A 25,511-nucleotide genomic window follows, 5' to 3' on the forward strand; every position below is an offset into this window, starting at 1 on the left:
TTCGAACGGCCCGCGAGAGATCACAACGGCCCTCGAACGATCAGAACGGCCCTCGAACGATCAGAACGGCGGAGGGTCCTCGAACGGGTCGGTCGCCGGATCGCTTGCCGGGTCGGTCGCCGGATCGGTTGGTGGCTTGATCAGCGGATCGTCGCCGTCCGGCATGCCCACGACGTCGGGCGGTGTGTACCTGTAGATGTGACCTGTCGGCGTGGTCCAGGTGAGCGAGCCGCACGCGGGATCCTTGTCCAGGGCCCAGTTCGCGTGGGTCTTGAGCAGGTGATCTCGTCGGCACAGCGAGCCCAAGTTCTCGTCGGACGTCGCGCCGCCCGTGCCGTCGGGGCGGAACGGCACCCGATGATCGAGGTCGCACGATCGAGCCGACGCGTTGCAGATCACCGAGAGGCAGAAGCGGTCGCGGGCCCGAACGATCTCGGCGAGGTCGTCGGGTGGACGGTAGCGGCGGCGACCGACGTCGAGCACCGCCCCGGTCGTGGGATCGGCGATGAGCCGCCGCCAGGTTCCTTCGGCGGCGAGGCGACGCGCCGTCTGGGCGGTGATCGGACCGTAGCCGGCCAGCTCGGCCGAGTTCTCGTCGAGCCCGAGCAGCGTGGTCAGAGCGACCGTCACGGTGATCAGGGCCGGCCCGGCCGAGGGCGCCGGGACGGGCGGCTGAGCGGCGGTACCCAGCCCGAAGGCAGCGCCGGATCCAACGCCGGTGTTCGAGCAGGTGCCGAGCCCCGCGCCGGTGCCGAATCCGACCCCAGTCCCAGCCCCGATCCCGGTCCCGGTCCCGCCACCGGTCTCGACTCCGACGTCAGCCCACGCGCCCGCGCCGGTGTTGCCGGCCGTCGCCGATCCGCGCCGGTGGTCCGCCAGCAGGGTCGCGCTGAACGCATCGGCCCGGAGCTGGTCGATCGTGCGGACATCGCCCACCCGCTTGGCCAGGCGGGCCCGCCCGCTCAGGCCGGCGTCGATCGCGGCCGCGATCGCGGCTGGCAGCACGGCCCAGATCCCCGCCATGCCGTCGGGCAGGACCTTCGGGTGGCACACACGGCGTTCGTCGACGGCGCGCGTGGTGCGCAGCTCGGCGTCGGTCGGATCGATCTCGATGAGGGCCCGCTGCAGAGCGGCGCGGAGCTGCGTCGGGGTGCGTTTACCTGCGCTAGGCAGGACGCGGGCCTGCACGGCGTCGGCCACCTGACCGGCGGCGTTGCGCAGCGCGGCGACGACGATGCGCGCCTTCGTCCAGTCGATGGCACCGGCGTCGAGCGCCTCGGCCGTCGGGGCGAGCGGGCCTGCGAACAGCCGGGCGGTCTCGACGAGCTCGCGTCCGGTCTGGCGCGAGGTGCCCAGTCGCGCCGCGATCTCCTCGGCGGCGATGTTCGGGTGGGTGACGCGCACCGGCCAGCTCGGATTCATCGAGGGCCGGTCGGCGAGCACGGAGATCGCCGCGAGCTGATGGGCCCGGGCCCAGGAGATGACCCCCTCGAAGGCCGCGACGTGCTCGACGAGCGCGAAGTCTCCCGTGATGCCGGCGGCGACGGGTCCGACGGCGTCGGTGCCTCCGGTCGGCAGGGGATCGCCGTAGGACGCGTCGATGAGGTCCCACCACGCCTCCAGCTCTGCCGGCGGTTGCACCCGGGGTGCCACGGGAAGCTCCTCGGGTACGGGCTCGGCGGCCCAGACGTCGGTGGTCCACTCCTGCCCAGCTGCGTCGCGAACCGAGGCTGCCGCACCCGCACCCGCACCCGCACCCGCACCCGCACCCGCACCCGCGCCGGGCGCCGCCGTGACTTGCGGCATCCCGGCCGCTAGGTCTGCTGCGAAGAGTTCGAACATGTGTTCTACCCTATTCCGAGGCACTGACACGCACCCCGCCCGACGGGTGCCGAGCCACACGGCCCTCTCGCCGACCGATCGGGCCCGCTGCCGGGGCCCTACGCTGTGCGGCGTGAACCTCAGCGCCCACGCACCGGCCGCGTATCTCGCCGCGGACGACGTGATCGACGCGGACCACCCGGCCGTGCGCGACGCGGCCGCGACCCTGCGGGCGGCCCACCCCGGCGACGTGCCGTTCGCCCGGGCGGCGTTCGAGCTCGCGCGGGACGAGATCCGGCACTCCTGCGACGCGGCCGACCCCCGCGTGACGCTGCGCGCGTCGGACGTGCTGCGCGACGGCGTCGGCCTGTGCTTCGCGAAGTCACACCTGCTCGCCGCGATGCTCCGCGCCGAGGGCGTCCCGGCGGGACTGTGCTACCAGCGGCTCACCGACGATGGCGAGACGTTCGTGCTCCACGGCCTGGTGGCGGTGCACCTGCAGGATGGGTGGCACCGGCTCGATCCCCGCGGCAACAAGCCCGGCGTGGACGCCCAGTTCTCGCTCACGAGCGAGCGGCTCGCGTGGCCGGTCCGGGTCGACCTCGGCGAGCGCGACTACCCCCAGGTGCTGGTCGCGCCCGACCGCGACGTCGTCCGTGCGCTGCGCGGTGCGACGAATGTGCTCGAGCTGTGCCGCGGCGGGCTGCCGTCGGACCTGTCCACGGGCTCCGGGGCCGACGCCGCGGACGTCACATCCCGCTGAGGTCGCCGCCCCCGCGACGCCAACCTCAGCCCGCCGTTCGCTGCGCGATCCGCAGCAGGTCGAGCGCCGGCCCGCCCGGGCGCTGCCCGCGCGGCCAGACCGCGCGCAGCGACCGCGCGAGGCGGATCCCGTGCACGGGGACCTCCACGAGTCGCCCCGCCGCGACGTCGCCGCGCACCGCGAGGTTGCTGAGCACCGCCGGCCCCGCGCCGGCGGCGACCGCCGAGCACACGGCGCTCGTCGTCGACAGCTCGAGCAGCGGCGCCGCGAGCGGGCCGACCGACGCGAGGGCCGCCTCGAGGAAGGTGCGCGTCCCCGACGTCGGCTCGCGGTGCACGAGCCGCGTCGCCGCGAGCTCGCGGGCGTCCAGCCCGCGGCCAGGGTGGGTCCACGGATGTCCGGGGGGTACGACGACGACGAGCTCGTCCCGCGCGACGACGCGTGAGCTGAGCGTCGCCGGGACGGCCGGCCCCTCGACGAAGCCGAGCTCGGCCCGCCCGGCCAGCACGGCCCGCTCGACGTCGGTGGAGTTCATCTCGTCGAGGCGGACGGCGGTCTCGGGCCGGTCGGCGGCGAGCCGCACCAGCCAGCCGGGCAGAAGGTGCTCGGCGACGGTCAGGCTCGCGGCGACCCGCAGTCGCGTCTCGGCGTCCGCGCGCAGCGCGGCGATGCCGGCCTCGAGCGACGCGGCGGCCCCGAGCACCTCCCGAGCCCAGTCGGCCACGAGCGCGCCCTCGGGCGTGAGCGACGAGCCCCGGGCGGTGCGCGCGACGAGGGGCAGCCCGACCAGCCGCTCCATCCCACCGATCCGGGCCGAGACCGCCGGTTGGCTCAGGCCGTGCGCACGTGCGGCGCGACCGAGGCTGCCGAGCTCGGCGACCTCGAGCAGGAGCACCAGCGAGTCGAGGTCGGGGATCCGCGCGAGGTTCGCCCGCGACGTCGTCATGGCGCGACGGCCGCCGTGGTCGGTGGTTGCTGAGGCATAGCCCCACTCTATGGCCTGACATCAGCACGGCGGATGAGGTCATCACGGCGTGGTCCCTACTGCGAGCGCTCCACCGGGTCCAGGCTGGTGCCAGCACCCGACCGCCGAGCAGGAAGCCAACCCGTGACCCGCGACACCCTGGCCTTGCCACGTCGAGCTCCGGAACCGGGGCTCGAGCCGTCCGGGTCGGCCCGGGCCGCGGTGCCGGGCCTCGCGGCCGTCGCCGGCGCGACCGCGCTCGCGTTCGCGGTCGCGCACGTCGTCCCGGCACTGAACGCGGCGACGGTCGCCGTCGTCCTCGGCGCGCTGGCGGCGAACCTCGGGCTGCACCCGCCGGTGCTCCGGCCCGGCACCCACGTCGCGACGACCCGGCTCCTGCGCATCGCCGTCGTGCTGCTCGGCCTGCAGCTCGCCCTGCCCGACCTCGTCCACCTCGGCCTCGGCGGGCTGGCTGTCGTGCTCGGGACGGTGGCGGTGACGTTCACCGGGACGCAGTTGCTCGGCCGGGCGCTGGGCCTGCCGCCCGCCCGGTCGCTGCTCGTCGCGACGGGCTTCTCGATCTGTGGCGCGTCGGCCATCGCGGCGATGCGGGAGGTGGCCGGCGGAGAGGAGGAGGACACCGCCGTCGCGATCGCGCTCGTCACGCTCTGCGGGAGCCTCGCGATCGTCGTGCTGCCCGCGCTCGCGGGCCCGCTCGGCCTCGAGCCGGCCGCGTTCGGCGCGTGGGTCGGGGCCAGCGTGCACGACGTCGGCCAGGCCGTCGCGACCGCGAGCCGCGTCGACGGCGCGCTCACCACCGCCGTCGTGGTCAAGCTCAGCCGCGTCGTGCTCCTGGCGCCGCTCGTCGCCGCGGTCGCGCTCACGCGCCGGACCCGCCGCGGCGCGGCGGCAGGCGGGCGTCGGCCGCCGATCCTCCCGCTGTTCGTGGTCGGCTTCCTCGCCGCGATCGCGCTCCGTAGCGCCGAGCTCGTGCCGGACTCGGCGCTCGCCGTCGCCGCCGGCGCGCAGCACGTGCTCATGGTCGCCGCCCTCGCGGGCCTCGGCACCGGCATCGACCGGCGCACGCTCCGGGCGACGGGCGGCCGCACGCTCGGGCTGGGTCTCGCGTCCTGGCTCCTCGTCGCGGCGACGGCCTACGCGGGCGTGCGCCTCTTCCTAGCCTGACGCCCGCCGTCACGGGCGGGCGATCGTCCCGCCGAGCGTCTCGAACCCGCCGGGCGACGGCTGCCACCCGGCCCCCTCCCACCACGTGTGCTGCAGCGTCGAGTCCGTGCCGACGACGAACACGTCCAGCCGCCCCGGCCCCCAGGAGACGGCCGACCCAGCGGGGCGCGGCGCGCCGGACGTCGAGCCGAGCCAGCCCGCGAGCGCGGCGAGGTTCATCCGCAGGATGTCGAGCGCGAAGGCGTGGTCGATGAAGGCGAGCGTGTCGTTCGCCGAGTGGATGTGGCCGTTGGCGCTGTCGGCGCCCTCGATCGTCAGGACCGCGGGCAGGCCAGCGGTGATGAACGGCACGTGGTCGCTCGCGAACGGCGACAGCGAGGTCTCGACCCGCAGGCCCGTGTACGTCGCGGCGGCCGTGGCGAGGTCCGCGATGAGGCCCGCCGACACGGTCGCGCCCTCGAGCAGCACCGTCGGGGCGGGGGAGTTGCGCGTCGCGATCATGTCCATGTTCAGGACCGCGCGCAGGCGGGCGCGGTCGGCACCGGGCAGCGCGGCGACGTACTGCTGGCTGCCGTGCAGGCCCTGCTCCTCGCCGCCGAACAGGATCAGCCGCACGTCGGCGCGCCACGCGTGGGCCGCCAGGACGCGAGCGAGCTCGAGCACGCCCGCCGAGCCGCTCGCGTTGTCGTCGGCCCCGGGCGCGCTCGCGGCTGGCCCGCCGGCGAGGTTCACGGAGTCGAGGTGCGCGGTGATCAGGACGAGGTCGCGCGGTCCGCTGCCCACCCCGGCGCGGTCGCCGATCACGTTCTCGCTCGTCCCGGCGCCGACCGTGATCGGGACGCGGGTCGCCGCGAAGCCGAGCGCGGTCATCCGGGCCGCGGCCCAGCCGGCCGCCGTCGCGAAGTGCGTGCTGAGCGAGTGGCGCGTCGGCAGCCCGGCGAGCCAGGCGACGTCGGCGGCGTAGAGCGGGCTCGAGAGCTCGCCGAGCAGGCCGGCGATCGCGGGGTCCACCCGGGCGGGCGGCGCGGCCGGTAGCCCGACGACGACGGCGTCGGCCGGCAGGGGCTCGACCCGCCAGTGCGCGTGCTCGTCGGCGCCGGGCTCGGCGTCGGGCGTGACGGCGAGCAGGGACGGGTCGGTGTCCGCCACGACCAGGTGCCGGCCGTGCTCGAGCACCGGCGTGAGGTCGGGGTGCGCGTCCTGGAACGACCGGCCCACCTGGGTGATGAGCAGCAGTCGGTCGGCGGTCCGCGCGCCGCGGCCGAGGCGCGCGGGCTCCGGCGCCCAGGTCACGACGCGGTCGGCGAACCGCGCCCAGTGGGTGCCGCGCGGCGCGACGTCGTCGGCCCTGCCCGAGCGTTCGTCCGGGGCGACGACGTACCCGGTCATGTCGGGCCCCCCGCCGGGGTGTCCACGGCGCGGACCTCCAGCACGTCGGGTGCCGTCTGGACCGCCCGCAGCGCGGTGCCGCCGACGGCGCCGCGCGCCACCGCGCCGCCCGCGGGGTCCGGCTCCCAGCGGCCCGGCCTGGCCTCGGACCCGTCGCCGCGGCCGATCGCCCACTCGACGAAGCTGCCGTCGGCCCCGAACTCGAGCCCGCGCCTGCCTCGCGCCGGGGGGAAGTTGAACTCGGGACGGCGGTAGACGGCGACGCCGTCGTGGTCGTCCTCGGACGAGTGCACCCAGCGTCCGAGCAGCTGGACCTCCGGAGCCGGCATGGCGGCCTCTCTCTCGTGCCCGGGTGGTGGCGGGCCGGCCGGAACCGGCCCGCCACCACCCGGACTCCTGTGTCGTGCGTCGGCTGCGGCTGCGGCTGCGGCTACGAGCGCGCCGCGGCCGACATCTCGCCCTGCTGCGGCTGCTTCATCGCCGGGAACGCGGGCCGGGGCGGCCCGCTCTCGATCGCCGCCGCGGGCTGGCCCTGACGCAGGTCGCTGACGACGCCGCCGAGCGACTCGTACCCGGAGACCGACGGGCCCCAGGCGTTGCCGTCCCACCACTTGTGGAACAGCGCACTGTCGGTGCCGGTCACGAACACGTCAAGCCGGTTCGGGCCCCACGCGGTGACCCGCGGCGCCGAGGTGATGACGCCGCCGAGGGACTCCCAGCCGGTGACCGACGGGCCCCAGGCGTTGCCGTCCCACCACTTGTGCCACAGCGCGCTGTCCGTGCCGGTGACGAACACGTCGAGGCGGTTCGGGCCCCACGCGACCACGGTGGGCGCCGAGGTGCAGACGCCGCCCATGTACTCCCAGTCGGTCACCGACGGGCCCCAGGCGTTGCCGTCCCACCACTTGTGGTAGAGCGCGCTGTCGGTCCCGATCACGAAGACGTCGAGCCGGTTCGGGCCCCACGCCACGACCGTGGGCGGGCTCGCGCAGACGCCGCCCAGGTACTCATAGTCGGTGACCGACGGGCCCCACGCACTGCCGTCCCACCACTTGTGGTAGAGCGCGTTGTCGGTGCCCAGGACGAACAGGTCGAGCCGGTTCTCGCCCCAGGCCACGACCTCGGGCGGGCTCATGCAGGTCCCGCCGAGGTACTCGTAGTCGGTGACGCCCGGTCCCCAGGCGTTGCCGTCCCACCACTTGTGGTAGATGGCGCGGTCGGTGCCGAGCACGAACGCGTCGAGCCGGTTCGGCCCCCAGGACGCCACGCGCGGCGGGCTCATGCAGATGCCGCCCATGTACTCCCAGTCGGTGACCGACGGGCCCCAGGCGTTGCCGTCCCACCACTTGTGCCACAGCGCGCGGTCGGTGCCGAGGACGAACGCGTCGAGCCGGTTCGGCCCCCAGGCCGCGACCTCGGGTGCACTCATGCACACACCTCCCATGTACTCGTAGTCGGTGACGCCCGGTCCCCAGGCGTTGCCGTCCCACCATTTGTGGTACATCGCCGTGTCCGTGCCGAGCACGAACGCGTCGATCCGGTTGGCGGCCCAGGACACGACGGGCCCGGCCGGGACCGGCGTCTGCTGCGCCGAGATGAGCGGGCTGCGCGTGCTGTCGAGGCACGCCTCCATGCGCGCGGCCTGGCCGTGCGTGAACATCACCATGACCGGGTCGTCGACGTAGTCCATGTAGTTGACGAACAGGTCGCCGTTGGGCGCGTTGGTGCAGGACACGTGCGGGAAGGTCGGCACGCCGGTGTTCGCGCCGCCCTGGTTCGGGGTGTCCGCGACCTCGTCGGAGCCGCTGCAGCCGCTGCCGTCGTCGCCCCAGATGTGGAACAGGTTGAGGTAGTGGCCGATCTCGTGCGTCGCCGTCCGGCCGAGGTGGAACGGGGGAGCGGCGGTGCCGGTGGTGCCGAAGCCGGAGTGCGTGATCACGACGCCGTCGGTCGCGGCCGCGCCCCCCGGGAACTGCGCGTAGCCGAGCAGGCCGCCGCCGAGCGGGGCGACCCACATGTTGAGGTATCGGTCGGCCGGCCAGGCGTCGGCGCCGCCCGTGGCGGCGGACTTCACCGCGTCGTCGTGCGTGAACGACGTCGTCGCCGTGTTGGTCCGCGTGATCCCGGTCGTGGGTGCGCCGTTCGGGTCCACCGACGCCAGGAAGAACTCGACCCGCGAGTCCGCGACGAGCGGCTGGAACGGAGCCGGCACCGTCGAGACGTCCGGGTTGGTCGCGCGGAAGTCGCGGTTGAGCACGTCGATCTGGCTCTGGATCTGCTCGACCGAGACGTTCTGCTCCGGGGAGTTCCACACGACGTGCACGACGACCGGGATCCGGGCGATGCCCGGGAACCGCTGCGACGCGTCGCGGGCGAGGAACATCCGCGTCCGGTTCTCGATGGCGGTGCGGTTCGCGACGTACTCGGGCGAGGTGGACAGCAGGCGCCGGTGCACCTCCATCGCCCCGCATCGGCGTTCGGTGGGTGTCGCCGCGCCCGCCCCGCCAGCCGTCGCGCCGCCCGCGCCGCCCGACCCGCCCGCGCCGGCCGCGGATCCTGCGCCGGCCGCGCCGGCCGCGCCCATCCGAGGTCCCGTGGACTCCTGTGCCGCGGGCGCGCCGTCGGCGGCTGCCGACATGGCGTTGCGGGACATCGACCGCGGCGCGGAACCCTTCATCGCCGAGCTGTCGGCGGCGCCCGAGCGCATCGCCGAGCCCGGCATCGCGCCGCCGGTGGCCGGGTGCATCGCGTCGCCGCTGCGTGCGGCGCCCGGCGACTCCGCCTTCTTCTTGTCTGCTCCCCCGTTGGACTGCTTGGTCATGTCCATCCCCTTCGTCGAGCGGGGCCCGTGAGCGGTGAGCGGCTCGCGCGGCCCCGGTCCGCGGCGGCGAACGACGCCGCGCGGACACCTGACTTCTCGCGTGAGCAGGCGGCATCTTTGCCCCTGCCTGTCGTCATGCTCAGTTGTCATGCTGCCCCCGCAAGGGGACGTGCACAAGGGGCGCAGATACGTGCGAATCGGATGTGCGGCCCGCGCCCGCGCCCGGGCCGGGACAGCCGGGCGGGCGCGGGGCCAACGTCGCTCTGAGCAGCGCGGATGCCCCTGCGCACGGGCCGGCGTGAGCGGGTACGGCGTGGGACCGACGGCGGCCGGGCTCGCGCCGCTGAGGAATCGCGGGTGATGAGCGTCGGGGGAGGAGCTGCGGGTGAGATTCACCCCCCGACCTCGCGCGCAAAGGTTCATTGCGCCGCCCCGGTGGCCGATAGGGGGGACGCCAGCCTGCCCGCCGACCCGCTGCGAGGACCGATGAGCGCCGACCACCAGGAGCCCACGGGCCCGCGCGGGCGCGCCCTGAGCGTCGCCCTCGTCCTGGTCCTGCTCGTGCTCGGTGGGCTCGTCGTCGGCTCGTCGCAGATGACCGCGCGGGCTGCGCGGGAGGTGGCGGTCGCCACCCGGCTGTCCGACGCCTACACGCACGCGGTGAGCGCGGCGGCGGCCGAGCAGTCCCGGGCGCACACCTACCGGCTCGAGCCGGTGCCGGCGGCCCGCGCGAGCTTCGACGCGGCCGCGGACGACCTCGTCCGGGCGCTCGCCGCGGCGGCCCGCGCCGGCGGGGCGCCCGATCGGGAGAGCGCCGCGCAGATCCTGTTCGTGCACGAGGACTACCTCGCGGCGGCGGACCGGCTCTTCGCGGCGATCGAGGCGGGGGACGGCGCGCTGGCGCTCGCGATCGAGACCGACGAGGCCGGCCCGCTGTCCGCGCAGCTGGGCGCGATGGTCGGCGCGGCCGCCACGGTCCACCTCCGCAACGCCCAGGTCCAGCTCCGGCAGCTCGAGCGGTCGGAAGGCGTCGACGGGGCGCTGACCCCGATCGTCTTCCTCGTCGGGCTCGTGCTCGCGGCGGCGCTGGCCTACGTCTCGCGCGGCGATCGCCGCGCGCTCGAGGTGGCGCGCGAGCGGGCGCTGCACGCGTCGCGGCACGACCTGCTCACGGGTCTGCCGAACCGGGCGTTCCTCGCCGAGCGGTGCGCGGCGGACCTGCTCGCGGCGCGGGTCACGGGGCTGCCCGTCGCGCTGCTGCTCATCGACATCGACAGGTTCAAGGAGATCAACGACACGTTCGGGCACCACTACGGTGACCAGCTCCTGGCGCAGGTGGGGCCGCGGCTGCGCGCAGCGCTGCGCGACGGCGAGACCATCGCGCGCCTGGGCGGGGACGAGTTCGCCGTCCTGCTGCCCGCCGTCGGCGACCTCGCGGCCGCGGTTTTCGTCGCGGGCAGGCTACGGTCGGCGCTCGAGCAGCCGTTCCAGGTCGACGGCGTGGCCCTGGACGTCGAGGCCAGCGTCGGGGTGGTGCTCTCCGGCCTGCACGGCGACGACGCGACGACCCTGCTGCGCCGCGTCGACATCGCGATGTACGTCGCGAAGACGCAGAGCCTCGGCGTGTTCGTCTACACGTGCGCCGTCGACGGGCACAGCCCCCAGCGGCTCGCGCTGTTCGGTGACCTGCGCCGCGCCCTCGACCTCGGCGAGCTGGAGCTGCACTACCAGCCGCAGATCTCGACGGCCACGGGTGCCCTCGTCGGGGTCGAGGCCCTCGTGCGGTGGCAGCACCCCGCGCGCGGCCTCGTGTTCCCGGACGAGTTCATCCCGATGGCCGAGCACACGGGGGTCATCGGCCCGCTGACGCGCTACGTCCTCGGGGCGGCGCTCGCGCAGGCGCGGCGCTGGCTGGACGCCCGGCAGGCGCTGCTGGTCTCGGTCAACCTCTCGGCACGCAACCTGCTGGACGAGAGCCTGCCGGGGCAGGTCGCGGACCTCCTGGCGGTGCACGGGGTTCCGGCCGAGCTGCTCCAGCTCGAGGTGACCGAGAGCGCGATCATGATCGAGCCGGCGCGCGCGCAGCGCGTGCTCACGGCCCTCGCGGGGCTCGGGGTTCGGCTGTCGATCGACGACTTCGGCGCGGGCTACACGAGCCTCAGCCAGCTGAAGACGCTGCCGGTCAGCGAGCTCAAGATCGACCGCTCGTTCGTGCTGACGATGGCGACGAGTCCCAGCGATGCGCTGATCGTGCGCAGCATCGTTGACCTTGGGCACAACCTGGGCCTGTCGATCGTCGCCGAGGGCGTCGAGACGGCGGCGGCGCTGGCGACGCTGACCGGGTTCGGCTGCGACACCGCGCAGGGGTACCTCCTGTCCAGGCCGGTCCCCGCCGGCGCCTTCGACCTGTGGCGTGCCGAGCGTCAGCTCCTGCCTACCCAGGCGTCGCCGGCGTCGGCCCGCTCGCGCCTGGGCCGACCTGCTCGCCTGGGCTGACCTGCTCGCCTGGGCTGACCTGCTCGCCTGACTCGACCCGCTCGCCCGGCGCCACCTGTGCGACGGGCCACGCGAACCCGCCCGGCACGGACGCGAGGTACAGCGGGACACCCGCGTCGAGGAACCACGCGTGCGCCGCGGCGTTGACGAAGAACTTCATCCCGGGCCGTTGCGTGCCGCGCCACGCGTCGAGCAGCAGGCGGGCGTTGTGGCCCGGTGTCCCCGCGCTCGAGTCCTCGGTCGCCAGCTCGCTGCCGTGGGGCCCGCGCCGCTCGATGACGCCGCCGTGGCGCTGGCGGAGCTTGTAGGCGCCGCCGGCCTTGTCGAGCGAGCCGGGGTACGGCGCGCCGGCGCGCAGCGCGCCCACGTCGACCGCCGCGCCCGCGGCCGGGCCGGTGCCGAGCAGCTCGAACGCCTCGGGCGCCTGGCCGACGACGTACGAGACCGGCGGACCGTCGTTCTCGACGTAGAACACCAGGACGAGGCGGTGGCGCGGCGTGAGCCGGAACCGGCCGCCGGGCGCGCCGCGCAGCGCCGCGATCATCGCCGGTACGCCCTGCGGGTTGCGGATCACCTCGCCGGCCGGCGTCAGGACGGTGCCGCGGGTGTCGACGGAGTAGTCCAGGTCGGGCAGGACGCCGTGCCACCGCTCGGCCGCCGCGGGCGGGGCCTCGCCGAGGCGGAGCCACTCCATCTCCTCGGTGGGTCGGGGCGTGCGCGGCGGCTCGTCGGCCGTGACCGGCTCCTCGGAGTCGAGCGGCCACGTGAGGTACTCGTTGGCGCCCTCGCCCGTGAGGTCGGACCAGTCCTCCTTGGCGTAGATGAGCTCGTCGACCGTGTCGCAGACATACACGATGTGCATGTCGGCGTGCTTGACCTGGCCGTCGAAGCGGCGGCGCAGCACCCGGCCGAGGCTCTGCACGCGCTGGCGCACGCTCGACGACGACGCGACCGAGATGCCCAGGTCGGCCGACGGCACGTTCAGCCCCTCGACGAGCGATTTGACGCTCACGAGCACCGCGGCCCGGTCGGCGGCGAAGTCCTCGAGCGCGGCGCGCCGCGCCGCGGGGCTCAGCTTGGAGTGCTCGAGGGTCGAGGTCACCGGCAGGCGGTCGACGAGCACCGCGTGCAGCGCGGCGGCCTCGTCGACGCGCTCGTGGAACAGCAGCGCCTTGCGCGCCGGGTCGGCCGCGAACGTGCGCTCGAGCACGGCTGCCGTGACGCGCCGGCGCTCGCGCGCGCGGTACAGCAGGTCCTTGCGCTTGGCGGTCGTGGCGACGTACCGGCCGGCCGTGATGCCGACGTCGCCGGGCCGGGACGCGAGCCGGCGTGCCTGCCCGGGCTCCTTGCCGAGGCTGCGCAGCTGGTCGGCGAGGTCGTCCACCTGCCGGCTCAGGCGGTCGTACTCGCGCCGCTCGGCCGCGTCGAGCTGGACCCCGTGGTGATGGATCGCGTACTCGGGGAGCCAGCCCACCTCGCGCGCGCGGCGCAGGTCGAACGAGAAGACGACCTCGCCGAGGCGCCGGCCGAGCACCTGGTCGTCGTACGCGACGAGCTCGCCGCGGTCGTCGATCTCGTCGCGGTCCGGCGTCGCGCTCAGGCCGAGGCGAAAGTCGGCGGCCGTGTCGAGCACCCGGGAGAACTGCGGCGCGCCCGCGCGGTGGCACTCGTCGATGACGAGCATGAGCGTCGCGGGGTCGACGCCGCGGCTCAGGTCGGGCAGCGTCCGCGCGGCGGTGTTGAGCACCGCGATCAGGACGCGGCGGCCGGACCAGTCGTCGTGGTGGCCACCGCCGACCCGGCCGATGTCGGCGCGACCGAGGTCGGTCTGGCGCTGCAGCTCGGCGAACCACTGGGTCTGGAGCGCCTGCGTGGGCACGACGATCCCGACCCGGAGGCCGGGCACGAGCGCCGACGCCGCGGCCGCCGCGGCCAGCGCGAGCAGGGTCTTGCCGCCGCCCGTGAAAACCTCGAGCGTGCCGCGGTGCGGGCCGCGCGAGTCGCCGGCCACCCAGGCCGCGACCGCCTCGTCCTGCCAGGGGGCGAGGACCGGCCCGGTGTAGGTGATGCGTCCCGGCACGATCGGCTCGCTCTCTGCTGTGCTGGCGAAGACTGGTGCGCCTGCGATGGCTGCTGTGCTGGCGGACACGCGCGCGGGGTGCGGCGTTCGGGTCACACCCGGGCCGTTCCGGTCGATAGGCAGGACGTACCTTTCGTCGCGAGATCAGGAGCCGCCGTGGACGCCATCGCCGCCACGACCGCGCGGGTCGTGGAGATTCAGGGCACGATCGCCGGCCTCGCCGCGCGGTCCGCGACGCCGTCCGCCACCAAGTCTGCGGCATCCTTCGACGCGGTCTTCGCCACGGCGGTCGCCGCGGCCGATCCGACCGGCGCGGCCGGCGCCTACGGCGCCGAGCAGGTCGCCAACGCGGCCACGATCGTCGAGACCGGGCGGGCGATGGGCCTGTCCGTCCGGGACCAGACGATCGCCGTGATGACCGCGATGGGCGAGTCATCGCTCACGGTCGCCGACCACGGCGACGTCGCCGGTCCGGACAGCCGCGGGCTCTTCCAGCAGCGCGCGAACGGCGCCTGGGGCAGCCTCGCCGACCGCATGGACCCCGCGACGAGCGCGGCCAGCTTCTACACGGCGCTCGCGAAGGTCGACGGGCGCAACGCGATGGAGCCGACGCTCGTCGCGCACGCCGTCCAGCGCAACGCCGACCCGTACCACTACACGAAGTACTGGGACGCCGCCGTCGCGATCGTCGCCCAGGTGTCCGCGGCCAACTGACCGGGCGATCGATCTGCGACGATGACCCGCATGACGACGCCCGCCGTGCTGACCGTGAACGTCGCCGCGATGCGCCTCGACCCGTCGCGACACCCGCGCCCGACCGGCATCGACAAGCGGCCTCTCTCGGGGCCCGCCCGGGTCGAGGTGCCGGGGCCGAAGGGGAGCGGCGGCGTCGGCCTCGTGGGGGACCGGGTGGGCGACGCGACCCACCACGGCGGCGTCGACCAGGCCGTCTACGCCTACGCGCGCGCGGACCTCGACCGGTGGGAGGTCGAGCTCGGCCGGACGCTCGGCAACGGCAGCTTCGGCGAGAACCTCACGACCGCCGGCCTCGACGTGACCGGCGCCCTGATCGGCGAGCGCTGGCGGGTCGGGAGCGATGTCGTCCTCGAGGTCTCCAGCCCGCGGATCCCGTGCTCCACCTTCGCCCGGTGGCTGGACCGGGCCGGCTGGGTCCCGCAGTTCACGCAGGCCGCGCTGCCGGGGGCCTACCTGCGGGTCGTCGAGGCGGGCGAGCTCCGCGCGGGGGACCCGATCGAGATCGTGCACCGGCCCGATCACGACGTCAGTGTCGGCGTGTGCTTTCGCGCGATGACGCTCGAGCCCGAGTTGCTGCCGGGGTTGCTCCGCGCGGCCGCGCTGCCGCTCGAGATCGCGGAGCGCGCGCGCCGTCGCACCGGGGCGTCAGCCCCGCGCTGACCCGCCGAGCGCGTCGGGCTCGGCCCGCCGCGGCGCCTACCCTTGAGGCATGCGGGGTTCGGAGCGGTTGCGTCAGTTGGCCCGCCAGGTGATCGCCGGGACGCACCCGGGCGATGTCGGGCTGCGCGCCCGGGACGCGGGCCTCGACGAGGTCGTCGCGCGGGGCGCGCTCGAGCTCGCGCTCCGGTTCGGCGAGGCCATGTTCTCCCTCGGCGCCTCCGCCGCCGACGTGCGGACGACCATCAACCGGACCGTGCGCGCCTTCGGCCTGGACGCGTGCCAGGTCGAGGTCGGCTTCAGCGCCATCACGCTCGCGTACGACCCGGGCGGCTCGGCGTACCCGATGACGCTCATGCGGGTGATCCGGACCCGGAACGCCGACTACGGGCGCCTGGCCAGCATCCTCGAGCTCGCGACGCAGACATACGGCGTGAAGGTCGCCGCCGAGGACGCGCGGGACCGGCTCGACGACGCGCACGCGGCGCTCGACGCCATCGTCACGGCCCCGCGTCCGTACAGCCGGTGGGTGGTCACGCTCGTCCTGTCGGTGCTCGCCGCGGGGGTCGCGTTCCTGCTCGGCGGCGGCCCGGCGGTCGCGGTCGTCGCGGCGGCGACGACGGCGCTCATCGACCGCGTGCTGTGGGCGCTCGATCGGTTCGGGCTGCCCCCATTCTTCCTGCAGGGCATCGGCGCGGCGATCGCGACCCTGGTCGCGGTCGGGCTGTTCCTGGCCGCGCCCACCTTCCCGGGCGCGCTCGCGGCGCTGCCGCCGTCGCTCGTGGTGGCCTCGGGCATCGTGGTGCTGCTCGCCGGTCTGTCCCTGGTCGGCGCGGCGGAGGACGCGATCAGCGGGTTCGCGGTCACGGCGGGCGGGCGCACGTTCGAGGTCGTCGTGCTGACGCTCGGCATCGTCGTCGGGATCGGTGGGGTGCTCGACGTCGCTCGCCGCGCCGGGGTGCCGCTCGAGGTGCTCGACATCCCTGCGAACACGGCGCCGCTGATGGTGCAGGCCGCCAGCGCCGCCGTCGTCGCCGGGGCGTGGGGGGTTGCGTCGTACGCGCGGCCCCGCGCCGCCGTGGCGGCCGCCGTCGTCGGCGGGCTCTCGTGGGTCATCTACGTCGTTGCGGGCGACCTCGGCCTCGGCCCGGCCGTCGCGAGCGCGCTCGCGGCGCTCGTCGTCGGCTTCCTCGGCGTCTTCGTCGGGCCGCGGCTCGGCGTGACCCCGATCGTCATCTCGGTGTGCGGGATCGTGCCGCTGCTGCCCGGTCTCGCGATCTACCGGGCGCTGTTCCAGCTCATCAACGAGCACTCGATCGGCATCATCGCTGGCGCCAGCGGTCTGCTCGGCGCGGCGCTGATCGGCCTCGGGCTCGCCGCGGGAGTCACGCTCGGTGAGTTCCTGGCGGCGCCGCTGCGTCGCGGCAGGCGACCCCGCCGCGAGAACCCGCTGCTGTGGCGGCGACGGGCCGTCACGGCGAGTTGAGCACGTGGTGCAGGTACCGGCCGGGGTCGTCGAGGAAGCCCCGCCAGCGCCGCACGAGGTCCAGGTCCGCCCACGCGCTCGGGCGCAGCCCCCACTCGCCGACCTCCCAGATCTGCGCGCCCGGCAGGCCCGCAAGCAGCGGCGAGTGGGTCGAGACGATCACCTGCGAGCCGGCGTCGGCGAGCGCGTGCAGGTGGGCGAGCAGCGCAAGGCAGCCCGTGAAGGACAGCGCGGACTCGGGCTCGTCGAGCAGGTACAGCCCGGGCTTGCGCATCCGCTCGGTCGCGAGCGCGAGGAACGACTCGCCGTGCGAGAGCTGGTGGAAGGCGGGCTCCGGCCGCGCCCCGGGGTTCTCCTCGAGGTACGTGTAGAACGAGTGCATCGTCTCGGCGCGCAGGAAGAATCCGCGCCGCGGCGCGCCCACGTCCCGCAGCAGGACGAGATGGCGCCACAGCTGCGACTCGGTCACCCGGGTGGAGTGGCGCGACCCGGTCGAACCGCCCTCGGCGCCCATCCCGACCGCGAGGGCGATCGCCTCGACGAGGGTCGACTTGCCGGCGCCGTTCTCGCCAACGACCACCGTGACCTGGGCCAGCTCCCAGCCGTCGGCGAGCACCTGGGCGACCGCGGGCACCGCGAGGAACCACTCGTGCGGCTCCGGCGGGTGCTCGCGGTCGGCGTCGAGCCGGCGCAGGATGGGCGCAAAGGTCATCGCAGAGGCTTAACACACGCCCCACCTCGACGGGGCCGATCCGGGCTACCGTGAGGCATGGGTGCAAAGCAGCTCGCCTGGCGGGCGTGCTACGAGCTCCTGGCGGCGCGGGTTCGCGAGCCGGGCTGGGCGTTCATGAACTACGGCTACGCGCCGGTCGGGGCCGGAGCCGGGCTGGGTGCGTCCCCGCAGGTCGAGCTCGACCCGCGCGACGAGCCGGACCGGTACTGCATCCAGCTCTTCCGGCACGCCCTGGCGGGCACCGAGGTGCGGGGCGCCGACGTGCTCGAGGTCGGCAGCGGGCGCGGCGGCGGCGCGGCGCACGTGAGCCGGTACCTGCACCCGCGGTCGACGACGGGGCTCGACTTCTCCCGGCGCGCCGTCGAGCTCTCGCGTCGGCACCGGCGCGGCCCCGGCCTGAGCTTCGTCGCGGGGGACGCGCAGGCGATGCCGTTCGCGGCCGAGAGCTTCGACGTCGTGGTCAACATCGAGTCGTCGCACTGCTACGCCTCGATGGACGCGTTCCTGGCCGAGGCGCACCGCGTGCTGCGGCCCGGGGGAGTGCTGGCGTGGGCGGACCTGCGCGACGCCGCCGGGCTGGCCACGCTGCACGCCCAGCTCGCCCGGTCACCCCTGCGCTGCGAGGCGGAGCTCGACATCACCGCGAACGTGCTGCGGGCCATGGAGCTCGACAACGAGCGCAAGCTCGCGCTCATCGACGCCTGGATCCCGCGCGGGTTCCAGCGCGCGATCCGGCCGTTTGCCGGGATCCGGGGCACGCGCAACCACGAGGGCCTCGCCCGGGGCGACGTGCGGTACCTCAGCGCCCGGCTGGTCAAGCCCGAGGCGCCGCCACCCTGAAGCGCGACCTCACCGGGTCTCGACCTCACTGGGGCTCGACCTCACTGAAGCTCGTCACTGAAGCTCGACGAGCTCTGACCAGTCCTCGATCGGAAGGTCGCCGTCGACGGTCGCGGTGACCTCCTGCGAGAGCAGGTTCGCGCGGCCGTGGTGGGTGGACAGGAACGCGGTGTCGGCGGCGTCGCGCCCCGTCGAGATCCGCAGCATCGAGCGGCGCGGCGCGAGGTGCGTCGCGTCGACGACGTGCCAGACGCCGTCGAGCAGCGCCTCCGCGACCGCGTGGAAGTCCATCGGCATGAGACCCGGCGCGTATACCGCGACCAGGCGCGCGGGGACGTCCATGCTGCGCAGGAGGCTCACCGTCAGGTGCGCAAAGTCGCGGCAGACCCCGGCGCCGCTCAGGAGCGTGTCGACGGCGCCGTCGGTCGGCGCGCTGCTGCCCGACACGTAGGCGAGGTGCGACTCGACCCACTGACCAACGGCGGTGAGCAGCGCTCGGCCCTCGAGGCCCGCGAACTCGACGTTCGCGAGCCCGATCAGCCGGTCGGACTCGGCGTACCGGCTCGGCCGCAGGTAGCTGATCGCCTCGCGCTCGCTCGCCAGCGGCGGCAGGTCGGTGCCGACGACGCTCGCGTGGTAGTCGACGAGCACCCGGCCCACCGGCGCCTGCACCCGGTGCAGCCGGGTGCCGTGCGGCTCAGCGAGCTCCGTTAGGTCGAGCGCCCGGCCGTCGCACGTGACCTCGAGCCGTTCGGTGCGTTCGTAGGCGCCGTCGGCGACGGCGACGAGCAGGGCGAGGACGGCCGGCTGGAGCACGTCGAGCTCGAGGTGGGCGGAGACGGTGCGGCGCATGCTGGTCATCGTCGCAGCCGGCGGGTCTGTTGTCTGGCGGACGGCCCGCGGTCGGGTCGGCGGTCGGACCCTCCGCGCCGGACGTAGCAGCCTCGGGCCCCGGCTGGTCTTCGAGGACCCGACCGGATGTGACCGCGTGGCTGTGACCGGCGGGACCCACTGGTCGGTGATTGCGCCCAGGATTGCCTTGCCGTCGCCGCCAAAAGACGTCCGGATGCAGCAGCACGACGGGGCGGCCCTTCGGCAACCGGAGGAAGACCCGGACGCGCGTGCGGCTCCGGGCAGCGTGGTCGTGCCGTACCAGCCGGAGAAGACGGGCGCTCCCGTGGACCGCAGTCTTCGCTGCCACGCCGTGCCGATGACCGCGCCGGCAGTTCACCAGCCGCTACGGACTAAGAGGACTGCAGGCCAGGATGTCCGGTCGCCGAAGTTACCGCTCGAGGCGCGGGGCAGGGATAGTGAGTCGGCGCGCTTCGTGCAGCGTGTCCTCGAGCACGGCGCGCGCCTCTGGGGCCTGCGGGTCCGTGTGAGCTGCGAGGCTCCTGCGAGCGATCGGAATCAGCACCGTCGTCCGTGCGAACGCCGCAGCGACCATGAGGGGGAACCGGTACGGCAGCGTGGCGCTGCGGTGCAGGCGGAGGTCGACACCCCGAGCCTCGAGAATGGGCAGCAGTTCGCGCGTCGTCAAGAGTGCGTCGCGGAACGCTCGACGGTCTCCGATCATGTTCGCCAGCGACCCGCTTCGGACGGCCTGGTCGAACATGCCGGCGTCGGCGATGAAGTGCAGCCACAGCCACCCTCGCATGTCCTTCTCCTGCCGAACAGCGAGGCCCGCCTGCCGAAAGGCCGTGAACACCTCCTGCTCCCGCCGTGTCGGCGAGGCGTCGGTCGTGCCGATGATGACGGATGGCAACAACCCGCCCCACAGCACACCGTCGTCCCCGAAGCCGCCGCCCGCTTGCGGGAACCCGAACACGACCTGATCGGCTGGAAGCGGCGCGACTGCGGTGAGCGGCTCCTCCCAGATATTGCCGAACACCAGCACTGTTGCCGTGCCCAGTCGGGGAGCCAAGAACGCGGATGCCTCTGCGAGACGATGGTGCCCGACGCTGAGCACGACCAGATCGAAGTTGTTGCCCGGGTCGATGGATTCTCGCAACGGAGTTCGGAACGATTCACGAACTCGCCGGCCTACCGGCTTGCGGCGCCCGTCGATCCAGTCCAGTTGCACCTCATCCCCGTACTCCGCAGCGCGACCCGGACGCACGTAGAACTCGACGTCGTGCCCGGCGGCGTCAAGTACGCGACCGTAGATCGTCGCTATCACTCCGCGACCAAACATCAGAATGCGCATGAGGGGCTCCCTCGAGTAAGATGGAGCTAGTCTCCAGTTATGAGAATATGGAGACCTTCTCCAGTTGTCAACGGGGGTCTCAGCATGGCTGAAGTAAGGGCACTGCGAGCGGATGCGCGCCGCAACCGGGATGCGATCATGGCAGCTGCCCGGGACGTGTTCGATCAGGATGCGCACGTGCGCTTCGACGACTTCGCGGCCCGTGCCGGCGTCGGGGTCGGGACGCTCTATCGGCACTTCCCCACACGCGAATCGCTGGCCGCGGCGGTGTACGAGGGCGAGGTGGCCTCGCTCTGCGACCAGGCCCACGACCCGTCGAGGTCCTCGAGCGAGAACCTCGACGCCTTCCTGCGCGGGTTCGTCGAGTACGAGCTGGCCCACGCGGGCCTCGCCCGCACTCTCGCACTAGTCGCAGACCCGGCAGTACTAGCCGAGGGCGGAATCGAACTCGAGCGCACCGTCGCGGACCTTCTGGCTCGGGCGGCCGTCGACGGTGCTATCCGCAGCGACGTGAACGTCGGGGCGGTGATGATCGTGTTGCACGGCATTGGGGCTGCGATCGACCGGCCGCTCTGGGCATCGGAGTCGCGTGCAGCTGTGGAGCTACTGCTGGCCGGGCTAAGGCAACCCGACTTCTCTCGCTGAGCCCGACCTCTGTGCGAACAACATTGGGCGCCAAGCGGTATTGAACGACAGTTAGGCGGCGGTGCGGTGCTTCCAAGCAGGGCGGTCGTCAGCGCCGGATCTAGCGCTGATCACGAACACGACCGCGGACGTCAGCGTTGCAGCGACGCCACCAAGCAGGCCAATGCTGGCGGCCAGGTCGTAGTTCGTCGTCGTGACCGTTTCGCCCGATGCCGTGGCCCAGGTGCACCGCTCGCCGACTAGAATCCAGGTGCGTTGTCCGTCGAGAGTGCCCTCACCGATTACCTGAGGATCTACGGGAGTTGGCGCGTCGAGGCAGACGAGCTCATGCGTGATCGCGGTCCATGCCGTCACGGCAAGCAGCGCTGATCCTGCAAGAATTGCCGGGGACGCGAATATGCCGATCGTGGCGATGGTGGACCTGCGCATGATTCTTCCCTTCGCGATGACCCGCGAACCTACCGCGGCGGACGTCGCGGTTCGGCCAGGGTTTTTCGGGGACCTGCTCGTCGCATGGCACGACGACGGTGTCGACGGTCAACAGGCGCTTGCGTTGGCTGCCGCGGTCGTCGGGATGTCGCCGAAGTGAATGACGCGAGATCGGCGGTCCGCCGTTCGTGGCAGCGATCGTGGCGTCAGATTCGTCCCGTGATGAGGAGAAACGCGACGATGAGGACTACCGGCACTAGCCCGATCAACAGGCTGCGCACGGGATGAGTGTCTGGCGTGCGTCGTGGGCCTTCACGGAAGCTGGGTCCAACAGAGCTCCCGTTGATTCCGGGCATTTGACCGAACGGCGTCTCTGACTCGTTCGGCTCGTCACGGCGTTTGGCGCCCATGTGATCTGCCTCCCCTCGATGTGAAGACCTGTCAAAACAACGATCTCATGATGCGCCGACGCCGAACGCGACACCGACACCGACACTGACACCGACACCGACACCGACACCGACACCGACGGCAAGGTAGCGACAGGTAAGTCGTGGGCGAGGGTCGCGGACTCGTGTGAGTACCAAGTGGGCTCAGGGCACGCGCCCGAACTGTTCGGACCCGCAGGCGCGCCGCGCCTGCCGGTGCCGCGCGTTTTCGGTCTGTGACTTCGTCTGCGCCGCACCCAGTCGCGGCGCCGAGGGAGTCGCGTGGCGCTGGCGATCGGGCGCCTCGCCGGCGTTCGTGAACATTCTCGGCTGGGGTGCGCGATGCTCGTCTGGTGACAGAACCGAGTGTTCACCCCCTGCCTCGCGGTCTCGTTCAAGCTTTGCAGCTGATATATGGAGATGCCGAGCCTGACTTTCGATGGGAGACCCTCCAACGCTGGGACGAGGGCGGGCCAGATCCGCTCGACGAAGTCCTTGTGTTCGCCCGGCATGAGCCGGTGCCGCATTGGCACTACGTCGGCGTCGGCCTGACCGCGACGTCTGGCCCAAATCCGCCACTCGCGACCAGACATGGCACCTCCGAGGAAGATGACGTCGATGACGGCCGTGGGTGGAGTTTCGAGCTGACGGCTCGCCTGTCTCGTGCGGACCACGAGGACGAGCCACCAACCTTCATGGCGAACGTCCTGCAGAATCTCGCCCGCTACGTAGCCGAGACAGGCAACGCGTTTGGGCCTGGGCACACCATGGATCTACACGGGCCCATTCAGTCGACATCGACGACACCGGTGGGGCACGTGCTGTGCGTCGAGGACCCGGAACTGGGATTTGCGCAGCGCTCCGAAACGGGCGCCTTGGACGAGGGGGTCGACTTCCTGCAGATCGTCGGGCTGACCGCGGACGAGGCCGCCGCGAAGAAGAGTTGGACCGCCGAAGGCTTCAGCGACCTCTTCGTGCAGTACTACCCGCTACTCACTACCCACCTCAGCCGAACCTCGATCTTCGCCGCTCCGGACGCAGTCGCCGCGCTCGAGACAGGGCGCACGCGCGACGGATCCTCCACGGCAGGACTAGCCCTCGACGTGCTGACGGTGCGGGACACCACCGCAGTGTTGGATCGGCTGCGGCGCCGCCGGCGGGCGGTGACTATCACGATCGGCGCCCACATGGTCAACACGTTCTGCCTGCTGCTTCCGCTACGCATCGGCGCCGGATGCTCGTTCTACCTCGAGGGCCCGGAAACCCGGGCCACCTTCGTCCCCGAATCCGACGTCAAAGTACATGAGCACGAGCCAGCGGACTGGGTGATCGGACTTTCACCCGATCAGGCGCGGGCATTGTCGGACAAGCTCCTCCCTCAGGCGGGGACATACCGCGTGGGCGAGTTGCCTGATCTGCTCTTCGAGGTCCGCGCGACCGTGGTACGCGACGTCGCGGGCGGAGTCATCGAGACCATCGGCTGACATTCGAACGACGAACCGATGCCGTAGCCCTCACGATCGGTGACAGAGCCCGAACCACACACCGCTGAGCGACAGTCAAGTGGTGTTCGGCTGGCATGGCGATCCACCCTGCGTGCCGGAGAAAACTGCATCGAGCCACGCGCAGACGCCTCGCATCACGTCGGTCACCGCGAGCCCGACGCAGAAGCGTGGTCAGAGCAGCATGCTCCAGGGGTAGACCGCCAACGCAGCGAGTATGACGACCAGGGGGGAACTGCTCGATGCAACCGGCGTGCATCGTGTGGGTGCCTGCCGAGGTCGCCGCTCCTCAGAGCAACGACCTGGAGGGCAACGAAAGCGAACATGAGAAGGATGAATGCGAGCATCTGCATGCGCTCGGTGCTGCTCATCGCATGACCTCCAGAGTCGACATCACCTTAGGCCCCCGCCGAGATCCGCAGCTCTGAACGACAGGTAAGTACTGTCGGCGGTTTCGGTGGCGTCGGTAGTTGGTGCAGATCCCTGCAGGCTTCACAGGTGGTGATCTCCTCTACGCCTGATCGCCTGCCCCGGTTGTCGTCGACACCTGGTTCTGCGGCGCGATGGCACCGTGGCCTCGTAGAGGTGAGTGGGCTGTTGGTTCCCAACGACGATCGCGCTGCAGTTCCAACACGAGTATCAACTCCTGGCGGAATACAATCGCGCTGTCGATGCGGATGTCAGATCAGCCCAATTCCGGAGTGGAGCTCGTTCGTGCTGTTCTGGAGAGCGAGGGCCAAAACGGTAGCGACTCTCGATAAATACGAAGACGAGATCCGAGCGCGAACTCTCCTCTGGCTAGGTCTGGAGCCGACCGGCATCACCCGCCGGACGGACGGGGTGCACATACATTTCAGAACCGAGTGGGGAACCCTCGAACGCTGGATAGAGGCGCGAGACCAGCTCATCGCGGACACAGTGCACGCAGACGACCAGCACAAGCTCTGCCTGCCGGCGGCCATCGCAGAGCAAGGCGCTGTGTCGACTTACGACGTACGACTCGACCCCCTGATCGGTGACGCTGCGCCCAGGGCATTCGCGCAACGGATTCAGAAATGGACCGAGGTCGAACAGTCTCGCGGGATCGATGCGTCAGAACTGCGCGCCAAGTGGATCATTGACCGGATCGAACCGATCTTGCCCCGATAACAACCGACTTTCCCATCCGCAATGCCAGGCAACCTCGTCATCGATCGCGCATGCGCCCGTCACGAGACCGGCCGCCATGTGATGCTGGAGTGACTCGGATGCCGAGACGGCCGGCGCCCGGCTTTGAACGACAGGTATGCGGTCTCCGCAGAGTCGACCGCTCGTGTCGCCTGGCGCGATCTGGGGGGTGGGCTCGCTCGGTGAGGTCGACGAATGCGCGCACGGGACGGGACCCGAAGTGGACAAGTCGGAACCGTCAGGTTCGCTCCATCGCGTCCGCGATCCGGGCCAGGGATGCTGCGATCGAGATGTTCGCAAGTGTGTTGGCGGCCTCGTATGTCCCCGGCTTTAGCTTCGCGACCACGGCCGCGGCCTTCTCTGCATACTCGACGCTTACGCTCAGGTTGGGGTTGGTCACGCAGCCGAGTATGAGGGCTGGACGCCCATCGCGCGCCCGGAATAGAACACATCGTCACGAACTCTTGCCGAGCCGACTGGCAAAGAACGACAGTTAGGTGATGGGTTGTTGGGTGGCTCGACGGTGGTTGTCGTCCGCGTACGGTCGTCAGCATGGTCGCGCTCGAGTTCCCGACGCCACCGCTATTCGACGCCGTGGTGCATCTGCGTCCCTGGCGTATTCAGGACGTCCCAGAGAAGCTGATGGCGTTCAACGACCCGGTCATTCGTCAGTTCGCCTGGTCTCGGACCGAGCCGTACAGCGAGGCGCATGCGCGGGAGTACTTCGTCGAGCAGGAACAGGCCCGCCGGACCGGCTCTGCGCTGACTGTGGCGATCGCTAGCCCCGCGGACGAGGCCGCCATTCTCGGGGGCGCATCCCTGTATGACGTCGACCTCAACCAGGCGCGCGCTGGGATCGGGTATTGGTTGGCTCCCGACGCCCGCGGGCGCGGCCACCCACACTGTGCGGCTTCTCGCCGGCTGGGCCTTCTCGACGTTGGGCCTGCAGCGGATCGAGCTGACCTGCGGGCCGGACAACGACGGCTCGCAGCGGGTGGCTGAGCGCTGCGGGTTCGTGCGCGAGGGGTCCTTCGCTCGCACCTCGTATTCAAAGGAGGCCGGCGCGACTCGGTGATCTTCTCGCTCCTGCCCGGGGGAACTGCGGTAACGCGGTCCCCAGCCCCGACGAACCCCAGCGCCACC

General features: G+C 72.4%; 22 protein-coding genes and 1 pseudogene. 12 read left to right on the plus strand and 11 right to left on the minus strand.

Features of this window, described 5'->3' with window-relative positions:
• Positions 1-60: 60 nt before the first annotated feature.
• Complete coding sequence (locus J4E96_RS07940; protein WP_227425217.1) at positions 61-1,842, minus strand: HNH endonuclease; 1,782 nt, start codon at positions 1,840-1,842, stop codon at positions 61-63.
• 112 nt (positions 1,843-1,954) lie between these two features.
• Between J4E96_RS07940 and J4E96_RS07945 the strand changes: the two genes are divergently transcribed.
• Positions 1,955-2,584, plus strand: a complete 630-nt coding sequence (locus tag J4E96_RS07945; protein ID WP_227425218.1) for a transglutaminase-like domain-containing protein — start codon at positions 1,955-1,957, stop codon at positions 2,582-2,584.
• 25 nt (positions 2,585-2,609) lie between these two features.
• Here the strand turns inward: J4E96_RS07945 and J4E96_RS07950 are convergent, their stop codons facing one another.
• The gene (locus J4E96_RS07950) at positions 2,610-3,530 is read right to left on the minus strand and encodes a LysR family transcriptional regulator (RefSeq protein WP_227425219.1); all 921 of its coding nucleotides are present in this window, start codon (positions 3,528-3,530) and stop codon (positions 2,610-2,612) included.
• Positions 3,531-3,692: 162 nt separating this feature from the next.
• Between J4E96_RS07950 and J4E96_RS07955 the strand changes: the two genes are divergently transcribed.
• Positions 3,693-4,733, plus strand: coding sequence for a YeiH family protein (locus J4E96_RS07955; protein ID WP_227425220.1), 1,041 nt, complete (start codon positions 3,693-3,695; stop codon positions 4,731-4,733).
• A gap of 9 nt (positions 4,734-4,742) precedes the next feature.
• Here J4E96_RS07955 and J4E96_RS07960 read toward each other — a convergent pair whose 3' ends face one another.
• The 3 genes from J4E96_RS07960 to J4E96_RS07970 all read right to left on the minus strand — a co-directional run bounded on the left by J4E96_RS07960 (position 4,743) and on the right by J4E96_RS07970 (position 8,943).
• Positions 4,743-6,122: a M28 family metallopeptidase gene (locus J4E96_RS07960; RefSeq protein WP_227425221.1), complete on the minus strand. Its 1,380-nt coding sequence runs from the start codon at positions 6,120-6,122 to the stop codon at positions 4,743-4,745.
• Positions 6,119-6,451 carry a hypothetical protein gene (locus tag J4E96_RS07965; RefSeq protein WP_227425222.1) on the minus strand — a complete coding sequence of 111 codons (333 nt, stop codon included), beginning with the start codon at positions 6,449-6,451 and terminating at the stop codon, positions 6,119-6,121. The genes J4E96_RS07960 and J4E96_RS07965 overlap by 4 nt, the downstream gene beginning before the upstream one ends.
• 101 nt (positions 6,452-6,552) lie before the next feature.
• Positions 6,553-8,943 (minus strand): M43 family zinc metalloprotease, encoded by a 2,391-nt coding sequence (locus tag J4E96_RS07970; RefSeq protein WP_227425223.1) that lies wholly within the window; start codon positions 8,941-8,943, stop codon positions 6,553-6,555.
• Between the two features lie 486 nt (positions 8,944-9,429).
• Here J4E96_RS07970 and J4E96_RS07975 point away from each other — a divergent pair, with 486 nt between their 5' ends.
• Entirely contained in the window at positions 9,430-11,439 is a 2,010-nt protein-coding gene (locus tag J4E96_RS07975) for a putative bifunctional diguanylate cyclase/phosphodiesterase (protein ID WP_227425224.1), read from the plus strand.
• On the opposite strand, the gene J4E96_RS07980 is transcribed toward J4E96_RS07975, so the two are convergent.
• Positions 11,378-13,588 (minus strand): DEAD/DEAH box helicase family protein, encoded by a 2,211-nt coding sequence (locus J4E96_RS07980; protein ID WP_227425225.1) that lies wholly within the window; start codon positions 13,586-13,588, stop codon positions 11,378-11,380. The genes J4E96_RS07975 and J4E96_RS07980 overlap by 62 nt on opposite strands.
• 87 nt (positions 13,589-13,675) lie before the next feature.
• Between J4E96_RS07980 and J4E96_RS07985 the strand changes: the two genes are divergently transcribed.
• From J4E96_RS07985 to J4E96_RS07995, 3 genes are read left to right on the plus strand one after another with little or no spacing between them, the layout of a single operon-like run.
• Positions 13,676-14,233, plus strand: a complete 558-nt coding sequence (locus tag J4E96_RS07985; RefSeq protein ID WP_319637767.1) for a hypothetical protein — start codon at positions 13,676-13,678, stop codon at positions 14,231-14,233.
• 30 nt (positions 14,234-14,263) lie between these two features.
• Entirely contained in the window at positions 14,264-14,935 is a 672-nt protein-coding gene (locus J4E96_RS07990; RefSeq protein WP_227425226.1) for an MOSC domain-containing protein, read from the plus strand.
• Between the two features lie 49 nt (positions 14,936-14,984).
• A complete protein-coding gene (locus J4E96_RS07995) occupies positions 14,985-16,418 on the plus strand; it encodes a threonine/serine exporter family protein (RefSeq protein ID WP_227425227.1) in 1,434 nt (477 codons plus the stop codon).
• Here J4E96_RS07995 and J4E96_RS08000 read toward each other — a convergent pair.
• The gene (locus J4E96_RS08000) at positions 16,405-17,130 is read right to left on the minus strand and encodes an AAA family ATPase (RefSeq protein ID WP_227425228.1); all 726 of its coding nucleotides are present in this window, start codon (positions 17,128-17,130) and stop codon (positions 16,405-16,407) included. The two genes, J4E96_RS07995 and J4E96_RS08000, sit on opposite strands and share 14 nt — an antisense overlap.
• Positions 17,131-17,187: 57 nt before the next feature.
• On the opposite strand from J4E96_RS08000, the gene J4E96_RS08005 reads away from it, so the two are divergent.
• Positions 17,188-17,991 (plus strand): class I SAM-dependent methyltransferase, encoded by an 804-nt coding sequence (locus J4E96_RS08005; protein ID WP_227425229.1) that lies wholly within the window; start codon positions 17,188-17,190, stop codon positions 17,989-17,991.
• A 54-nt stretch (positions 17,992-18,045) separates the two neighbouring features.
• On the opposite strand, the gene J4E96_RS08010 is transcribed toward J4E96_RS08005, so the two are convergent.
• Both J4E96_RS08010 and J4E96_RS08015 read right to left on the minus strand, forming a co-directional pair.
• On the minus strand, positions 18,046-18,843 hold the full coding sequence (locus J4E96_RS08010; RefSeq protein ID WP_227425230.1) for a transglutaminase-like domain-containing protein: 798 nt from the start codon (positions 18,841-18,843) through the stop codon (positions 18,046-18,048).
• A 430-nt stretch (positions 18,844-19,273) separates the two neighbouring features.
• Complete coding sequence (locus J4E96_RS08015) at positions 19,274-20,197, minus strand: ketopantoate reductase family protein (protein WP_227425231.1); 924 nt, start codon at positions 20,195-20,197, stop codon at positions 19,274-19,276.
• 138 nt (positions 20,198-20,335) lie between these two features.
• On the opposite strand from J4E96_RS08015, the gene J4E96_RS08020 reads away from it, so the two are divergent.
• The gene (locus tag J4E96_RS08020) at positions 20,336-20,842 is read left to right on the plus strand and encodes a TetR/AcrR family transcriptional regulator (protein WP_227425232.1); all 507 of its coding nucleotides are present in this window, start codon (positions 20,336-20,338) and stop codon (positions 20,840-20,842) included.
• A gap of 51 nt (positions 20,843-20,893) precedes the next feature.
• Here the strand turns inward: J4E96_RS08020 and J4E96_RS08025 are convergent, their stop codons facing one another.
• Positions 20,894-21,271, minus strand: coding sequence for a hypothetical protein (locus tag J4E96_RS08025; protein WP_227425233.1), 378 nt, complete (start codon positions 21,269-21,271; stop codon positions 20,894-20,896).
• On the opposite strand from J4E96_RS08025, the gene J4E96_RS08030 reads away from it, so the two are divergent.
• From J4E96_RS08030 to J4E96_RS08040, 3 genes are all read left to right on the plus strand, one after another.
• A complete protein-coding gene (locus tag J4E96_RS08030; protein WP_227425234.1) occupies positions 21,270-21,431 on the plus strand; it encodes a hypothetical protein in 162 nt (53 codons plus the stop codon). The two genes, J4E96_RS08025 and J4E96_RS08030, sit on opposite strands and share 2 nt — an antisense overlap.
• A gap of 621 nt (positions 21,432-22,052) precedes the next feature.
• Positions 22,053-23,183, plus strand: a complete 1,131-nt coding sequence (locus tag J4E96_RS08035; RefSeq protein WP_227425235.1) for a suppressor of fused domain protein — start codon at positions 22,053-22,055, stop codon at positions 23,181-23,183.
• Positions 23,184-23,915: 732 nt separating this feature from the next.
• Positions 23,916-24,350, plus strand: a complete 435-nt coding sequence (locus J4E96_RS08040; RefSeq protein WP_227425236.1) for a hypothetical protein — start codon at positions 23,916-23,918, stop codon at positions 24,348-24,350.
• A 256-nt stretch (positions 24,351-24,606) separates the two neighbouring features.
• Here the strand turns inward: J4E96_RS08040 and J4E96_RS08045 are convergent, their stop codons facing one another.
• Positions 24,607-24,768 carry a hypothetical protein gene (locus J4E96_RS08045; protein ID WP_227425237.1) on the minus strand — a complete coding sequence of 54 codons (162 nt, stop codon included), beginning with the start codon at positions 24,766-24,768 and terminating at the stop codon, positions 24,607-24,609.
• A gap of 242 nt (positions 24,769-25,010) precedes the next feature.
• Between J4E96_RS08045 and J4E96_RS08050 the strand changes: the two are divergent.
• Positions 25,011-25,443, plus strand: a pseudogene (locus J4E96_RS08050) (GNAT family N-acetyltransferase).
• The last annotated feature ends 68 nt before the right edge of the window (positions 25,444-25,511 follow it).

It is taken from the genome of Pengzhenrongella sicca (genome assembly GCF_017569225.1).
Taxonomy (GTDB): Bacteria; Actinomycetota; Actinomycetes; order Actinomycetales; family Cellulomonadaceae; genus Pengzhenrongella; species Pengzhenrongella sicca.

Coding starts and splice junctions, on each gene's coding strand:
- J4E96_RS07995 (WP_227425227.1), top strand. CDS start 14,985: ATGCGGGGTTCGGAGCGGTTGCGTCAGTTGGCCCGCCAGGTGATCGCC.
- J4E96_RS07990 (WP_227425226.1), top strand. CDS start 14,264: ATGACGACGCCCGCCGTGCTGACCGTGAACGTCGCCGCGATGCGCCTC.
- J4E96_RS08025 (WP_227425233.1), bottom strand. CDS start 21,271: ATGCGCAGGTCCACCATCGCCACGATCGGCATATTCGCGTCCCCGGCA.
- J4E96_RS08030 (WP_227425234.1), top strand. CDS start 21,270: ATGATTCTTCCCTTCGCGATGACCCGCGAACCTACCGCGGCGGACGTC.
- J4E96_RS08005 (WP_227425229.1), top strand. CDS start 17,188: ATGGGTGCAAAGCAGCTCGCCTGGCGGGCGTGCTACGAGCTCCTGGCG.
- J4E96_RS07965 (WP_227425222.1), bottom strand. CDS start 6,451: ATGCCGGCTCCGGAGGTCCAGCTGCTCGGACGCTGGGTGCACTCGTCC.
- J4E96_RS07970 (WP_227425223.1), bottom strand. CDS start 8,943: ATGACCAAGCAGTCCAACGGGGGAGCAGACAAGAAGAAGGCGGAGTCG.
- J4E96_RS08020 (WP_227425232.1), top strand. CDS start 20,336: ATGGCAGCTGCCCGGGACGTGTTCGATCAGGATGCGCACGTGCGCTTC.
- J4E96_RS08000 (WP_227425228.1), bottom strand. CDS start 17,130: ATGACCTTTGCGCCCATCCTGCGCCGGCTCGACGCCGACCGCGAGCAC.
- J4E96_RS07960 (WP_227425221.1), bottom strand. CDS start 6,122: ATGACCGGGTACGTCGTCGCCCCGGACGAACGCTCGGGCAGGGCCGAC.
- J4E96_RS08015 (WP_227425231.1), bottom strand. CDS start 20,197: ATGCGCATTCTGATGTTTGGTCGCGGAGTGATAGCGACGATCTACGGT.
- J4E96_RS08010 (WP_227425230.1), bottom strand. CDS start 18,843: ATGCGCCGCACCGTCTCCGCCCACCTCGAGCTCGACGTGCTCCAGCCG.
- J4E96_RS07975 (WP_227425224.1), top strand. CDS start 9,430: ATGAGCGCCGACCACCAGGAGCCCACGGGCCCGCGCGGGCGCGCCCTG.
- J4E96_RS07950 (WP_227425219.1), bottom strand. CDS start 3,530: ATGACGACGTCGCGGGCGAACCTCGCGCGGATCCCCGACCTCGACTCG.
- J4E96_RS07940 (WP_227425217.1), bottom strand. CDS start 1,842: ATGTTCGAACTCTTCGCAGCAGACCTAGCGGCCGGGATGCCGCAAGTC.